This is a genomic window from Allobosea sp. 01N443 (genome assembly GCF_056399325.1).
Genome location: NZ_JBFTRC010000140.1, coordinates 1 through 14,954, shown reverse-complemented (window position 1 = coordinate 14,954; position 14,954 = coordinate 1). Strand labels below are relative to the sequence as shown.

13 protein-coding genes are annotated in these 14,954 nt (G+C 63.6%); 7 read left to right on the top strand and 6 right to left on the bottom strand.

What is annotated here, in order from left to right:
* The 3 genes from AC1DRP_RS26210 to AC1DRP_RS26200 form a co-directional block, all read left to right on the top strand.
* The coding region (locus AC1DRP_RS26210; RefSeq protein WP_476769984.1) for an ATP-binding protein at positions 1–399 on the top strand (399 nt) is incomplete at its 5' end.
* A 9-nt stretch (positions 400–408) separates the two neighbouring features.
* Positions 409–1,020: a response regulator transcription factor gene (locus AC1DRP_RS26205; RefSeq protein ID WP_441509105.1), complete on the top strand. Its 612-nt coding sequence runs from the start codon at positions 409–411 to the stop codon at positions 1,018–1,020.
* Between the two features lie 167 nt (positions 1,021–1,187).
* Positions 1,188–1,868, top strand: a complete 681-nt coding sequence (locus tag AC1DRP_RS26200) for a hypothetical protein (RefSeq protein WP_476769983.1) — start codon at positions 1,188–1,190, stop codon at positions 1,866–1,868.
* A gap of 97 nt (positions 1,869–1,965) precedes the next feature.
* Here the strand turns inward: AC1DRP_RS26200 and AC1DRP_RS26195 are convergent, their stop codons facing one another.
* The 6 genes from AC1DRP_RS26195 to AC1DRP_RS26170 all read right to left on the bottom strand — a co-directional run bounded on the left by AC1DRP_RS26195 (position 1,966) and on the right by AC1DRP_RS26170 (position 8,262).
* A complete protein-coding gene (locus AC1DRP_RS26195) occupies positions 1,966–3,651 on the bottom strand; it encodes a SulP family inorganic anion transporter (RefSeq protein ID WP_476769982.1) in 1,686 nt (561 codons plus the stop codon).
* Between the two features lie 43 nt (positions 3,652–3,694).
* Positions 3,695–4,009, bottom strand: coding sequence for a hypothetical protein (locus AC1DRP_RS26190; RefSeq protein ID WP_476769981.1), 315 nt, complete (start codon positions 4,007–4,009; stop codon positions 3,695–3,697).
* A gap of 12 nt (positions 4,010–4,021) precedes the next feature.
* Positions 4,022–5,269, bottom strand: coding sequence for a CYTH and CHAD domain-containing protein (locus tag AC1DRP_RS26185; RefSeq protein WP_476769980.1), 1,248 nt, complete (start codon positions 5,267–5,269; stop codon positions 4,022–4,024).
* 30 nt (positions 5,270–5,299) lie between these two features.
* Positions 5,300–6,229 carry a DUF2950 domain-containing protein gene (locus AC1DRP_RS26180; protein WP_476769979.1) on the bottom strand — a complete coding sequence of 310 codons (930 nt, stop codon included), beginning with the start codon at positions 6,227–6,229 and terminating at the stop codon, positions 5,300–5,302.
* Positions 6,226–8,001: a DUF3300 domain-containing protein gene (locus AC1DRP_RS26175; RefSeq protein WP_476769978.1), complete on the bottom strand. Its 1,776-nt coding sequence runs from the start codon at positions 7,999–8,001 to the stop codon at positions 6,226–6,228. Before AC1DRP_RS26175 ends, AC1DRP_RS26180 begins: the two co-directional genes overlap by 4 nt.
* A gap of 111 nt (positions 8,002–8,112) precedes the next feature.
* Positions 8,113–8,262, bottom strand: coding sequence for a hypothetical protein (locus tag AC1DRP_RS26170; RefSeq protein WP_476769977.1), 150 nt, complete (start codon positions 8,260–8,262; stop codon positions 8,113–8,115).
* Here AC1DRP_RS26170 and AC1DRP_RS26165 point away from each other — a divergent pair.
* The 4 genes from AC1DRP_RS26165 to aspD all read left to right on the top strand — a co-directional run bounded on the left by AC1DRP_RS26165 (position 8,261) and on the right by aspD (position 14,887).
* Entirely contained in the window at positions 8,261–8,518 is a 258-nt protein-coding gene (locus AC1DRP_RS26165) for a hypothetical protein (RefSeq protein ID WP_476769976.1), read from the top strand. The two genes, AC1DRP_RS26170 and AC1DRP_RS26165, sit on opposite strands and share 2 nt — an antisense overlap.
* 187 nt (positions 8,519–8,705) lie before the next feature.
* Positions 8,706–11,468: a decarboxylase gene (locus AC1DRP_RS26160; RefSeq protein WP_476769975.1), complete on the top strand. Its 2,763-nt coding sequence runs from the start codon at positions 8,706–8,708 to the stop codon at positions 11,466–11,468.
* A gap of 55 nt (positions 11,469–11,523) precedes the next feature.
* Positions 11,524–13,215, top strand: a complete 1,692-nt coding sequence (gene aspT / locus AC1DRP_RS26155) for an aspartate-alanine antiporter (RefSeq protein WP_476769974.1) — start codon at positions 11,524–11,526, stop codon at positions 13,213–13,215.
* Positions 13,216–13,267: 52 nt separating this feature from the next.
* Positions 13,268–14,887: an aspartate 4-decarboxylase gene (aspD, locus tag AC1DRP_RS26150; protein WP_476769973.1), complete on the top strand. Its 1,620-nt coding sequence runs from the start codon at positions 13,268–13,270 to the stop codon at positions 14,885–14,887.
* Positions 14,888–14,954 lie beyond the last annotated feature (67 nt).

Sequence of the window (14,954 nt, the reverse complement as noted above, 5' to 3'; positions counted from 1 at the left end):
GCCGCAAACGATATCGGTCTGAGATCAGAGCTGGACGAGAATCTTCCGGAGATCCCGGCCGATGCCATCCAGATTCAGCAGGTGATCCTCAACATCACCATCAACGCGCTCGATGCCATCATCGGCCATGGCAGTTCTCGAAGAGATATCATCGTAAAGAGTGCATTTCACGGACGAGGCATCGTCGAGATATCCATCATCAACTACGGACCGAAAGTCCCGCCTCAGTCGTTGTCGAGAATTTTCGACGAGTACTACACCACCAAAGCCGATGGAATGGGGCTCGGCCTGGCGATCAGCAGGAAGATCATTCTCGCCCATCGCGGGCGGATCTGGGTGGACAACCGCGATGATGGCGGTGTTGCCTTCCACATCCATCTCCCCGCCATGAAGACATGAAGCGCCTCCATGCCAGCCAATATCTATCTGGTCGATGACGACATCTCCTTCAGGACCGCAATGGTTCGCTTGCTCGAAGCCTCCGGCTTCCAGACGAAATCATACGGGACCGGAGCCGAGCTCCTGGACCAGCTTCCCGACGAAGGAACGGACGGCTGCATTCTGCTCGACGTCGATATTCCAGGCGTGAGCGGCCCTGATCTTCAGCTCCGCCTCAATGCGGCCGGATCGCGATTGCCCGTGATCTTCCTCACCGGTCATGGCGACATTCCAACCAGTGTCCGCACGATCAAGGCCGGCGCAGAGGATTTCCTGACGAAGCCGGTCACCAAGGACGTGCTGTTCGATGCGATAAACCGGGCGCTCGCACGCTGTCGCCGCACCAGGCACAATGACGATGGTGCTGTATCGCGAGCGCTCCGGCTCGGCAGCCTCACCCCGCGGGAACGCGAGGTCTTCGCTCTTGTGGCGCGAGGCCGGATGAACAAGCAGATCGCCTACGAACTCGGAACCACCATTCGCACCGTCAAGGCTCACCGGCACAATGTGATGGAAAAGATGGCCGCACGCTCGATAGCCGAGCTTGTCCTCTCCGCGGAGCAACTGGGCCTTATCTCGTAGCAATGACTTGCGATCAGTCGGGCAGAGCCAGCCAGCCTTGCATCATGTCCGTGCAGTTCGATTGCCACCGCAACAAACCAATGGGAACCTGGCGCCTGACAAAACGGCGTGTTTCCCGGAGATTCGTCAGCGTTCTGGAGCCGTTTTGAAAGAAGGGTTGGACCACGATGACAACCGACCCCCTAGCGAGTGGCTACAACCCGCATCCGGCAAAGGGCCTGAAGACCCCGAGGGCTGCCGCCGCCGCCGGGATCCTTTTTTCGGTGCTGCTGCTTACCTCGCTTTTTCTGATCCTCGACACCGTGCGGCTGGACCCGCGAGACCCTGGCGACTGGCTGGGTCCGCAATCCTGGAAAGTGTCGCTCGCGCTCAACCTGATCCCGTTCGCGGGCATCGCGTTCCTGTGGTTCGTCGGTGTCCTCCGCGACCGGATGGGGGCGGCCGAAGACAAGTTGTTTGCGACGGTCTTTCTCGGAAGCGGTCTTCTGTTCATCGGCCTGCTCTTCGTCTCCGCTTCTTCGGTCGGAGCCATCCTCATCGCCTATTCCGCGCTTCCCAGGGACCTGCCGGGATCGATGACCTTCATGCTTGCGCGGTCGCTCGCCTATCACCTGACCAGCATCTACGCCCTGAAAATGGCGGGCGTTTTCCTGATGACGGCCTCGACGATCGTCCTGCGCACCGGAATTGCCGCACGCGCAACGGCGATCACAGGGTATATCGCCGCCGCCATCATCCTGATCGGCAGCCAATTCCTGGATTGGACCGTGATCWTCTTCCCGGTCTGGGTCTTCATCGTCAGCGTCGACATCCTCATTCGGGAGGCCCGCTCGCGGCCGGCCGGTTAGATCATCGAACCGGAAACCGTATCCGGTCCGATAATCTAACCTTTTGTGTTTGCATCGGCTTTCCCAAAAACCGGAATCCACTTTTCGGGCCGATGCCTTAGCCTGCTGGAATGACGCGGCGCTCGGCTTCAAAGGCGCCGACGGCATCCTGAAGCTCGTCGAAAATCAACCCTGGCCCAATCGCATCGAGAAAACCCGATCGCCTGAGGATGTCCATCGGATCCCGGTGCAGCTCCGCGACGGCCAGCGTCACGCCGCGCTCTGCAAGCCACCCCTGCAGCTCACCGAGCATGACCGCAGCAGTTGAATCGATCTGGGCGATCGCGCTGGCGTCGATCACGAGCCAGCGCGTCCCCGGCGGTGCCGCATCGACGATACCCTCGATCCGGGCTTTGACGTATTCGGCATTGAAGAACAGCACGCTGCCCTGAACCAGGTAGATCACCAGCCCTGGAACGGGCCGCGCCTCCTGTACCCGATGAAGTTTGTAGAAGCCCGGCCTGCCGGCAGCGCGCCCGAGCAAGGCATCGCGCGGTCGCATGTCCTTGAGCAGCAGATGAAGCAGGGTCCCAGCAATGGCGATCACCACGCCGCTCAACACCCCCAGGCTGATCGCTCCCCACATGCTGATCAGCGCAAAGACGAACTCGACCCGGCTGATGCGCCAGGTTTCCCTCAAGCCGGAAATGTCGATGAGATTCAACGCCGCTGCGACCAGAATGGCGCCCAGCGCCGGCACCGGCAGCACGCGCAGCGCCTGATTGAGGTAGAGCAGCAGCGCCGTCAGCGCGCCGGCCGCAACCAGCCCGGCCAGTTGCGATCGTGCTCCGGCAGCCAGGTTTATCGCTGTACGCGAATCCGAGATGGTGACCGGAAAGCCGCTGAACAATCCCGATGCGATATTGGCCGCGCCGATGCCGACGAGCTCGCGGTTGGYATCGATCGGAAAATTGCCGCGCACCCCGAAGCTGCGCGCACTGACGAGCCCGGCGCTGACGCCGACGAGCCAGACGGCCCCGGCGCCGAGCACGAGTTCGCGCAGCGGCAAGGCAGCCCCGGTGGGAAACGACAGGGCCGGGAGTGTGTTTGGCAGGCGGCCGACGACCTTGATACCCATCGCCTCGAAATTGAACAGATGGGAGGCGATGGCTGCAACGACGACGACGACGAGAGGCCCCGGGATCGGAAAGCGCAGGCGTGGCAGGATCAGCAGAAGCGCCAGCATCGCCGCTCCCAGCGTCACCGATGGCCAATGGATCAGATCCGATCTTCGCAACAGTTCCAGGACTGGGGCCAGCAAGCCGTCGGCGTCGATCTTCACGCCGGTCAGCCGACCGATCTGGCCCACCATGATCGATATCGAGATGCCGCTGATGAATCCGATCAGGATCGGCCGGGACAGGAAGGCCGCGATGGCGCCGAGGCCGACCGTGCTGGCAAGAAGGCTGAGGATGCCGACAGCCAATGCAAGCGCCGCAGCAGTGGCGACCCGCTCCTCGGGAGAGCCGGCAGGCATCGCGGCCATGACCGCGGCAAGAACCGTCATCGTCGCCGCATCGGGGCCAAGCATGAGCTTTTGGGAGGGCCCGAAGAGCGCATAGCCGACGAGCGGCAGGATGCTCGCATAGATCCCCACCTCGACGGGCAGCCCTGCGATCGCGGGATAGGCAATGGCGCTCGGGATCGCGACCGCCGCCACCGCCAGGCCTGCGGTCACGTCAAAGCGCAGCCAGTCGGGCGAGAAGCCAGAGAAGCCGCTCAGGATTGGAAGGCGACCGAACATCATTGCTTCCTTGCGCCTTGTCCGGCGAGCCCAGCGGCGCAGGCTATGCCAGGCCGGAATCCTCTCCCTCGTCGAAGTCGAGATCAGAACGCTCCAGCCTGGAGCGGGCAGCCGCCGCGCTATCCGTCACGTCCTTGGTGTCGGAAGCGCGGCAGAGCGCAGTTGCAAGGCCGGCGGCGAAGAGAATGCGGCTGCCGCCGCTATCCCCGCCCAGCACCTCCTCGACATAGCTCATGAGCAAGGCTTCACCGGTCCTGCGGTCATTGAGGTCGCCAAGGACGCGCTGGATTGTCTGGAGAGGCTCGATGAGGCTGGAGAAGCTTCGCCGGGCCAGAAGCGCACCGAAGGGGTCGATCATGTAGCGGAGCTTCTAGGCGCGAACGCGCGCCTCATGCTGTTCGGGTGGATCGAGCCGTTCGATGTGCCGGCAGCGCTTGAGGAAAGACTTCAGTCGCGGCCGAAGTTCGCGTCTCAGATAGCGCCCGATCGGCATCTGGAGCAGCTCGGCCTGTTGCGGCGTCGGCGAGGTTCGTGCCAGCGCGCCGAGCAGGTCGAGGCTGAGCTCCAGGGCTGCCGGCGACTTCAGATAGTCGATCGCCGTTTCACGAGCGTGCTCGCCCCGGGTTTCAAAGACCGCTCTCAGATCCGCAACGCCCGGGGCGCTGCCATAGCTGGCGCCGAGCGCTGCCAGGACGGTCTCGCAGAGGACATCGACCTCGCGGGATGCACCAAGAAACTGGGTCAGCCAGCGAAGCCGTGGCGAAAGGTCATTGTCACCTCGCCATTGCTGGGCCGGCTCGAACAATGAGGCGAGCGCCCGTATCCGGCGAATGCAGACCCGTGCTTGATGCAGCGCCTCGCCGCCGCCGCCCGCCGCGAGCAGGGCAAAGTTATCGAAGAGTCCGGTGAAGCAAGTGGAGAACGTGCTCTGGATGGCCTGTTCCGTGCTCATGCCCGGCGTGACATCGAAGGACAGTTCGCTGACGGCGCTCTGCGGGGAACCCGCGCTCAGCCGGAAGCCGCGCTCGCCCTTGGACGACAATACCGGCAGCGAGGGCACGATCGATGCCAGATCACGGGCACAGCTCAGGAGCGCAGTCGGCGTGCCGCTTGCGAGTTCGAGCTCGGCCTCGCAGATCGGCAGCGACCGGCCATCGCCCTGGATCTCTCCGATGTCGAGCGCCAGTTCCACCGTCGCATCGGGGCGCATGATGACGAAGGTCCTGCGCCTGACCTGCGTGCTGAAAACCGCTCGCAAGTTGCTCAGGTCGCGGTCGCCCAGCACATCGCACAGAGGCGTCCCTGCGAGCGTATCCTTCGACGGTGCATCGGTCGCGACGGCGCACTCCCACTCGCCGCGCATGATCGCTCCGGCGCCACTCGACTTGACCGTCTGGATGTTCTTCCGGCCGTCATGCCGGATGCGAAGCGAATAGCCCTTGCGCCGCAGCTTGAGCTTGGGGGTATCGAAGTAGACGGAGTGCAGGCGCCGTGTCCTGCCCTTCCCGCTTGTCCCCAACGCCTTGGCCGCCCGGGCATAGTGCTCGAGGTCCCCACTCATGGGAATGAGTTTCAGCTCGACCTCGCGATTGTCCGGCATCATCGGCCCCAAAGCCATTCCCGGTCGTGTCCGCCAGGTGGACTGCCATCAACTCTGCGGCACCGAAACCTTCTCCCAGGTCTTGTCGGGATCGTATGAGCGCATCCGCGTCGCGATCCGGCTGGTCYTGGGTCCCAGATCCTTCTGATACACCGTRCCYTCGTGGTTCACGATGAAGCTCATGACGCCGGAGKTGCCGTATTCGGCGGGATAGGCGAGCAGRGCGAAGCCGCCGATCATCTTGCYGCCGACGACATAGTCGAGGCTTCCRCCTGGYGCCGCGGCMCCCTGGCGCTTSAGGATCTTGTAGTAGTAGCCGTGATAGGGCGTCTTGCCCTGCCCGCCCTTGTAGCCTTCGCGCTCGGCCTGCGCGGCGAGAGCGCCMAGCGGACTGGCCTCTTCTCCTGCCCCGGTCGCCCAGAACAAGCCGTCGCGCTTCCCCGGGCGGCTCGCGACCCGCTGGGCATAGGAGCCTGGCCCGGCGCCGGTTCTGTCCTTGCTCGCATAGTCGTTCTGGGCGTCGACATAGGCCAGGCTGACCTGGATCGCATCGAGCTCATTGCGCCCGAGGCGCCTGAAMAGGATTTCCTTGCGCCCGGCCTCWGTGTCGAACCGCCACTCMCCGTCCTTGCGCAGGATCGGGATCGGGAACGGAAAGTCATTCTGACCAACGAGCAATGTCGCCTTGTCGCCGTCGACCGTGACCTGGTGCTTGGCCTGATAGGCGGAGAGAAAGCGCTCCCTGTCCGCCGCGTCGGCGACCTCGTCGCCGGAAAAGACGATGTCGCGCCCCTTGAGCCCGAGAACGCCGAGCATCGGGCCGGTCTCGCTGGTGCGGGCGGCTTCCACAAGGGCTGCGGCGGCCGCCTCGGGYGTCTTGAAGCGCTSTTGCGCGCTGGCTGCGGAGATCCCGGCCAAGGTGGCAGCCGCGATTGCGAGGCTCAGCCATCGCCGACGGATCCGGTTGAGGTGCATCATGGCAGCATACCTCCGGACATCTCCGGGACAGTGGCACGGCATAGTGCCGTCGCCGCACATTCATGGCGGATGGTTCCGGTCGGTACGTGCGAGCCGGATGCCAGCCATTGATCGTAGGTCTGGAACCGCACCCCGATGCGCTCGTAATAGACACGCAGGAAACCATCGGCGCCCCGTGTCACGGCGTCGGGCGCGACCTCCTGGACCTCCTGCGCCATCACGCCGACATAGCGCCTGTCGCTGCCCCGATAGGCAAACCGGTAGAAGCCGATGCCATTCCGAAGCCGGCCGAGCTCGACGATATGATCCTTGAGCGCGAYGTCGGAACGCCGCCCACCGCCGCCCCCRCGACCGCCGCCTCCACGCCCACCGCCGCCACCCATGCGCGCGCCACCGCCGCCGCCCATGCGTGCCCCGCCGCCGCCAAACCCGCCGCCYCCCGCTCTGGGWCCRCCGCCAAAYCCGCCGCCRCCCATCCGCGCTCCGGCATGAGCGAAGCTYGYCTGTCCGCGCTGGGATTGCAGATTGGCKGCCCTGCCGGGCTGCATGTTGCCGAAGGCATTGTCGCGGCGCGGMCCASCCGCCCGATTGACGTTGCCGCCGCCGGGRCGATTGGCCTGCGCCGGCCGCTGCGCCGGCCTTTGCGCRTTCGGRCGGTTCTGGCGYGCGCGGTCGGCGGTGGCAGGACGGTTCCCTGCYCCGCGATCGGGACGCGCTGCACCGGCGCCGGCATTGGGGCGATTGCCGGCATTGGGGCGGTCAGGCCGATTGGCCCCCTGCCCGCGATCCGGCCGGTTGCCAGCTCCGGTGTTGGGGCGATCGGGCCGGTCCGGGCGGGCCTGRTTTCCGTCCCGCCCGCGAAAGTCCATGCGKCCGTCGCTGCCCGGRCGCGAGGTGTTCGCAAACCGCTGCTGAACCTGCGAATTGCCGTATCTGACCCCTTGGCGATGCTGCGGATTGTGCTGCCAGTGCGTCACGCGATCGCGGTTGATATTGATGTTGTTGTTGTTCCAGTTGATGTTGCCGCCCCAATAGCCGCCGGTCGCCCAGCGGCCGAGCGCGTAGGCGGTACCGAAAGCGAGCCCGGTCGCAATGACTCCGGTCGCGATGTAGCCCGGGGCTGGAAAGTAATAGGGCGTGCTCTCGGGATAGGGCCAGGCGCCGTAGACGACGCCAGGATCATAATAGGGCACATAGATGGTGTCGGATGTGGCTGGCGCGATGGCGATGGTCTGCCTTGCGCCCTCCTGCTGCACCGTCACCGTCTGCTGCGTGCCCGAGGTGAGCTTCTTGTTCTCGTAGGCCCGCGACCTCATCCGCTGGACAGCGTCCATGACGTCGGTTTCCTGAGCGAGAACGGCATCGCCGAGCTTCTGCGTCCATTCCAGGTTCTTGCTCATCATCTGGAGCACCGACGGCGTGGCGACCAATGCCTTGATGCTATCGTCCCAGGCCTGTTTCTCCGCGGCCGCCTTGAGTGCGTCTCCCTTGAGCTTCTTGTTCTCGGCAGCCCAGCGCTCGGCCTGAACGACTTCGAGCGGATAGGTCGAGGCCATCAGCACCTGAGCCAGCAGGGTGTCCGGATAGAGCGCTATCGGGGCTAGCAGCGCGTCGAGCTGCGCTGTCGCGAGCAGGGTCTGGTCGACCGGCAGGGCCGCGGGCGTCAGCGCTGCACCTGTCGAAGGAGTGGGCGCCTGCGCCTGCGCTTGCGCGAGGGATTGAAGGGGGGGGGCCAGGGCCAATACGCCCGCCAGCACGAAACGGAGAATCATCGCGCTCTCCCGATATCCGCTCCCTCGGAGCGCTCGCACCACCCCAGGGTATTCTGCCGGAGGGGCGCGGCCAGTATCAGCACGGCCCCGGATGCCCAATTCGAACCGTCGCTAGCGCGGATTGCCCGGGGCGGTGCCATGGATGCGCTCCCACTCTCGCAGCGCCTCGAACGCCTCCTTGTTCGCACGGCCCTCCTCCATGGCTTTCGTCATGAGGCCGCTCTGCTTCATCATCTGGTTCTCGTAGATGAAATCCCACATGCAGCCATTGATCTTGTTGCATGAGTTCGGTGTTCCGACGGTCTGCGCGGTAGCAGATGCGACAAGAACCGCGGCGGCCATTACGATGGACGCTGCAAGGGTGATCAGCCTGCTCATCATCAAAGCCTCCACGATCAATCCGCGCACCGATCCGGGTAAGATGCCACGCAAACCGTATCTGCCTATCGACTTGAGGCCACAGCCTATACCCACGCAGGACATCGCAATGCGCTCCGACCTGCCTGGTGAATTCTAGCGAATTCCTGCCGATAAGAACCTGTCCCTAAGGACAATACGCCGACGTCCCTCGATGTGCTGTTCTCAGCGCAGGATTTTTCAGCGGCAGTTTGCGCGGGCGCGGCCACGCCGCCCGCGGGCGGTCGAGCGGAACGTACCGAAAGCGATCTGAACCTCGACCTCGTTCAACCAGGGAAGGATTCGGAATGTCCAGCGCTGCCAAAGATGCGCGGTCGATCGACCATTTCTTCTCCGCACCGTCCGGACGCCATGATCGGTGGCGGGACCTTCATTCTCTCGCAAGATCCTGGGCCAAWGGAGACGCAAAGCGGGGCGCCGTCGAGCAGGCCCTCGATGACCTCGGCGTGCTCGAGGAGTTCCATGCCTTTCCCGGCACGGAGCTGATCGCGGCGCTGCGCGAACGTCTCAGGAACGAGGACAAGGCCGGATTTCTCGCTCTTGCGAAGCGCATCTCGGTCGACATCATCACAGGCAACTACAAGCATGACGCAGGCGAACGGCAGGCGGCCGATCTCTCCCTCCCCGAACCCGCGGATCTGCTGCCGCCGGCACTTGGCGAAACCCAGACGCATCGGCCCTATTTCGAACTGCTGATCGTATCGCCCGCGCCGCCCGCCCGATGGCCCCACATCGCCGGCGAGTTCCGCAGGCTGCGACGGCAGGAAGATGCCTTCATCTATGAATCCGTGCTGGTCGGAAGTCTCGAGGACGCTGTCTGCGCCGCGGTGATGAACCCCGACATTGCAGCGGTCGCGATCTATGAGGGCTTCGCGCTGCGCTCTCGCCATGACGCATCGGTGCTGAGAAATGTGCTCGCCACCCAGCAACCCTTGCTGCAGGAGGCGGACGAGGCCGACCTKTCGCTGCGCCTGGCTGCGGGGTTGAAGGCGATCCGGCCGGAACTCGACATCTACCTTCTGTCGGATCGCCGGGTGGAAAAGCTCGCCGGCGATCCCCGCGCAGCCATGATCCGGCGGGTCATGTACCAGATCGAGGAGCCGCTCGAACTCCATCTCTCRCTGCTGGAGGGCATCCAGGCSCGCTTCGAGACMCCCTTCTTCGACAATCTCAAGCGCTATGCGCAAAGACCGATCGCCACCTTCCACGCGCTGCCGATCGCGCGTGGCAAATCTGTTTTCCGCTMGCCCTGGATCCGCGACATGGGGCAGTTCTACGGCATCAACCTCTTCCTGGCGGAGAGCAGCGCGACRACGGGCGGGCTCGACAGCCTGCTGGAGCCCACGGGCAACATCAAACGGGCACAGGACATGGCTGCGAGGGCCTTCGGCGCCGAGCACGTGTTCTTCGTCACCAACGGMACCAGCACCTCGAACAAGATGGTTCTGCAGGCGCTGGTCGCTCCSGGCGATATCGTSATCCTCGACCGCAACTGCCACAAGTCRCAYCATTACGGGCTGGTGCTGAGCGGRGCKCAGCCCTTCTATGTCGAAGCGTTCCCGATGGCGGAATTCTCGATGTATGGCGCGGTCCCGCTGCGCACCATCAAGAAGGCGCTGCTCGACCTGAAGTCCGAAGGTCGGCTCGACCGGGTGAAGATGCTCGATCTCACCAACTGCACCTTCGACGGCCAYATCTACAACACGCGGCGCGTCATGGAGGAATGCCTGGCGATCAAGCCAGACCTGATCTTCCTCTGGGATGAAGCCTGGTTCGGMTTCGCGCGCTGGTCGCCCTTCCTCCGGCCTCGGACCGGCATGGGCGCAGCCGCCGACATCGAAGCCTGGGCGCARACGCCCGGAGCAGTCGAACAGTTCGAGAAACAGCGCGCCGAACTCGGYAATGCGCCTTCAGCCGASAAGCTGCTGCAGACGCGCCTCATTCCCGATCCGCGCGCCATTCGCCTGCGGGTCTATCAGACCAACTCGACCCACAAGTCGATGTCGGCCATCCGCCAGGGCTCCATGGTGCTGGTGAAGGATGTCGATTTCCACACGATCGAGGCCCAGTTCCACGAGGCGATCTTCACCCATGCCTCGACCAGCCCGAACCAGCAGCTGATCGCAAGCCTCGATGTCGCCCGTCGCCAGATGGAGCTCGAAGGCTACGGCCTCGTCATGAACGCCATCGAGATCGCTCTCGACATTCGCCGCGAGATCAACTCGCATCCGCTGATCTCCAAGTATTTCAGCATCGTCGGTGCCGATGGGATGGTGCCCAAGGAGTACCGCTCCAGCGGCTTCGTCGACTTCCTGGCTCCGGGAACGCGCTGGGATGATCAATTGCGCAGCATGCGCGAGGATGAGTTCTGCCTCGACCCCACCCGCATGACCCTGGTCTGCGGCACGGCTGGCTTCGATGGTACCAGCTTCAAGGGCCTGCTTGCCTCCGAATACAACATCCAGCTCAACAAGACCTCGCGAAACTCGGTTCTGCTGCAATCGAACATCAACAACACGCGCAGCGATGTCGCGCTTCTGATCAGCGTGCTCCTGAAGATCTGCAGGAGCATCGATACAAGGCTCAAGCACGGTGGCGAGGCGGAGCAGACGGCCTTCGCAGCGCGSGTCAAGGCGCTGATGAAGGACGTGCCCGATCTGCCGAATTTCAGCCATTTCCACGAAACGTTCCGGCAGGACGCAGGTGACAAGACCCCGGAAGGGGACATCCGCACCGCATTCTTCGCCGCCTATTCCGAGAAGCAGTGCGAGTATGTGCCGATCGACAGCCCYGAATGCGACCGSCGCCTCAAGGACGGGCCGGACATGGTCTCGGCCAATTTCGTGATCCCCTACCCGCCCGGCTTCCCGATCATGGTGCCCGGCCAGGTCATCACGCACGAAACGATCACCTTCATGCGCAAGCTCGATGTGAAGGAGATCCATGGCTACGAGAAGGCCAAGGGCCTGAAACTGCTCAGAACGGACGTGCTCGCCGGGAAGAAGAGCGCCAATCACGAAACAGSCCGCAAGAAACCGCGGGCTKCCTAGGCGCCCTCGCCAGCGAAWGCGCGGCAGYTCKGSGCYGCCAMATAGGGAGATCGGCATGTTCGAATGGTTCGCCAGTACGCTTCGCAGCTATCCGGAGATCGCGCTCTTTCTGTCCCTGGCGATCGGATACTATGTCGGCGGCTTCGCYTATAAGGGMTTCAGCCTCGGGGCGGTCACCTCCACGCTGATCGCGGCCGTCCTCATCGGCCAGCTCGGGATCACGATCTCCCCGAACGTCAAATCGACGTTCTTCCTGATGTTCCTGTTCGCCGTCGGCTACGGCGTTGGCCCGCAATTCGTGCGAGGCATCGCCAAGGACGGCGCGCCCCAGGCGATCTTTGCGGTCGTCGTCACCGTGTTCTGCCTCGCGATACCGGTCATCATCGCAAAGATCGCCGGCTACCATCCGGGCTATGCGGCGGGCCTCTATGCCGGCTCGCAGACGATTTCGGCCTCGATGGGCCTGGCGACCGATGCGATCAATCGCCTCGGTCTCTCGCCGGAACAGACCAAGGAATKSCTCGACGCGATGCCCGTCGCCTATGCGGTGACCTATATCTTCGGCACAGTCGGATCGGCCGTCGTCCTCGCCCAGCTTGGACCCAAGCTTCTCGGCATCGACCTCGTCCAGGCCTGCAAGGACTATGAGGCGCGGCTCGGCGGCGACAAGGAGCTTGGCGGCCCGGGTTCTGTCTGGCGGCGCTTCGAGCTGCGCGCCTTCAAGGTGCGAAGCGGCGCCAGGGTTGTCGGCATGCGCGCAGTCGATGCCGAGGCGCTGGTTCCCGATGCGCGGGTCTTCGTCGAACGCATCCGCCGYAATGGCATCATCGAGGACGCGACCACCGATACCATTCTGCAGGAGGGCGACATCGTCGCCATTGCCGGCCCGCGGGAGGTTCTCGTCAACCTGATCGGCCAGGCCGCCGAAGAGGTCGAAGATGCCGAGCTCCTCGACGTCAAGGCCGAGGGTGTCGACGTCTACGTCACCAGCAAGGATGTCGACGGCAAGACGCTCGCGGAGATTTCGCATATGCCGCAGGCGCGCGGCGTCTTCCTCCGGAAGATCGTGCGGGGCGCGACCGCCACCAGTATCCCGATCCTCGCCAACACCGTGATCCAGCGTGGCGACATCCTGACGATCGTCGGCCGGACCCAGGACATTGCCGCCGTTGGCAAGGTCATCGGCCATCCCGACCGGGCCAGCGACGTCGCCGATGTCGCCTTCATCGGTGCTGCCATCACGCTTGGCGCCCTGGTCGGCGCTCTCGTGTTCAAGGTCGGCGGTGTCCCGCTGACCCTCTCGACAGCCGGCGGCGCGCTGATTTCCGGCCTGGTCTTCGGCTGGCTCCGCTCCGTGCGCCCGCTCTTCGGYCGCATCCCAAGTTCCACCGTCTGGTTCATGAACTCGGTCGGCCTGAACATCTTCATCGCKTGCGTCGGAATTTCCGCCGGCCCCGGCTTCGTCAAGGGGCTGCAGACGCAAGGCCTTGGCCTCTTCCTCTGGGGTGCATTGGCCACCGCGATCCCRCTCATCCTGGCGATGTTCGCCGGCAAATACATATTCCGGTTCGATCCGGCCATYCTGCTCGGGGCCTGTGCCGGCGCCCGCACCACTACGGCAGCGCTCGGCATGATCTGCGAGACCGCAGGAAGCCAGGTTCCGGCTCTGGGCTACACCGTGACCTATGCGGTGGGAAACACCCTTCTGACGATCTGGGGCATGGTGATCATCATGCTGCTGACCTAACGGCGACACGTACTGACGCATTCGTTGCACATGAAGAACATGGGGAAATGCCATGGACCTGGTGAAGTTACGCAGTTTCGCAACCCTCAGCCCGTTCGAGATCAAGGACGAACTGATCCGTCTCGCAAAACAGACCGCGCAGACCTCCTCGATCGCCCTTTTGAATGCCGGCCGCGGCAATCCGAACTGGGTCGCGATGACGCCGCGCGAGGGCTTCTTCCTGCTGGGACAATTTGCGATCACGGAAAGCAGGCGCGTGATGCACAAGGCCGCCGGCATCGGTGGCATGCCCAAGGCCGAGGGTATTGCCGATCGGCTGGAGAGCTGGCTGGCGGATCATAAGGACTCGCCCGGTGCCACCTTCCTCCGAGAGATGGTCGCCTTTGCCATCAATAAGTTCAGCTTCAAACCAGACGCCTTCGTGCACGAGCTTGTCGACTCGATCATTGGCGACAATTATCCGGTGCCTGACCGCATGCTCGTGCATAACGAGCGCATCGTGCATGAATACCTGATGTGGGCGATGTGCGGGGAGCCGCACCCATCCGGCCAGTTCGACCTCTATGCCGTCGAGGGCGGAACGGCAGCGATGTGCTACATCTTCAAGTCGCTGAAGGCCAACCGGCTCCTGAACCCGGGCGACACGATTGCCCTGGCGACCCCTATCTTCACGCCCTATCTCGAAATGCCGCATCTCGAGGATTACGGCCTCAACATCGTTTCGGTGGCCGCGCCTCAGGAAAACCGCTGGCAGTTCACCGACGAGGAACTCAAGAAGCTTGAAGACCCCAAGGTCAAGGCCTTCTTCGTCGTCAATCCGGGCAATCCCTATGCCGTTGCCCTGAGCGAGGAGACGATCGCCAAGATCGTGAAACTGGTCCAGACCAAGCGTCCCGACCTGATCATCCTCACCGACGACGTCTACGGCACCTTCGTCAAGGGTTTCCGTGGCCTGCTCGGCGCGCTCCCGCAGAATACAATCGGGGTCTACTCCTACTCGAAATATTTCGGGTGCACCGGCTGGCGGCTCGGCGTCATCGCCATYCACCGCGACAAYATCYTGGACAAGGCGATCGCGAACCATCCGGAGAAGATCCTGACGGTGCTCGATACCCGCTATGGCCCGATCACGCTCAAGCCGCGCGAACTGAGACTGATCGACCGCATCGTCGCCGACAGCCGCGACATCGCCCTGAATCACACGGCCGGCCTGTCGCTGCCGCAGCAGGTGATGATGACCATGTTCTCGCTGTCCGAGATGATGGACGAGGCCAAGCTCTATCAAAAGACCTGCATGGATATCGTGAAGTCCCGCGTCGACCGGATGATCGAAGGATTGGGCATCGATGTGCCCGACAAYCCCCTGCATGATCGCTATTACGGCCTGATCGATTTCGAGTTCTGGGCGAAYAAATATGTCGGCCCCGAGGTGGTGAGCTAYATGAAGGAGCACGTCCAYCCGCTCGACATCGTCTTCCGCCTCGCCGAGGACCACGGCATCGTGCTCTTGAACGGCGGCGGCTTCCACGCCCCCGATTGGTCGGTGCGCGTCTCCTTCGCCAATCTYGACGACGAGGTCTACAGCCAGATCGGCCGCGCTACCCGCGCGGTGGCGCGTGGCTACCGCCAGGCCTTCGATGCCTACAATCTCGCTCTCGCCAAAAAGCCCTGACGCGCGAGAGCGGCAGGAGTGAAGGTGTGGGCAGGTGATTTCCTGCGTTCGGCAACCATCGGACATT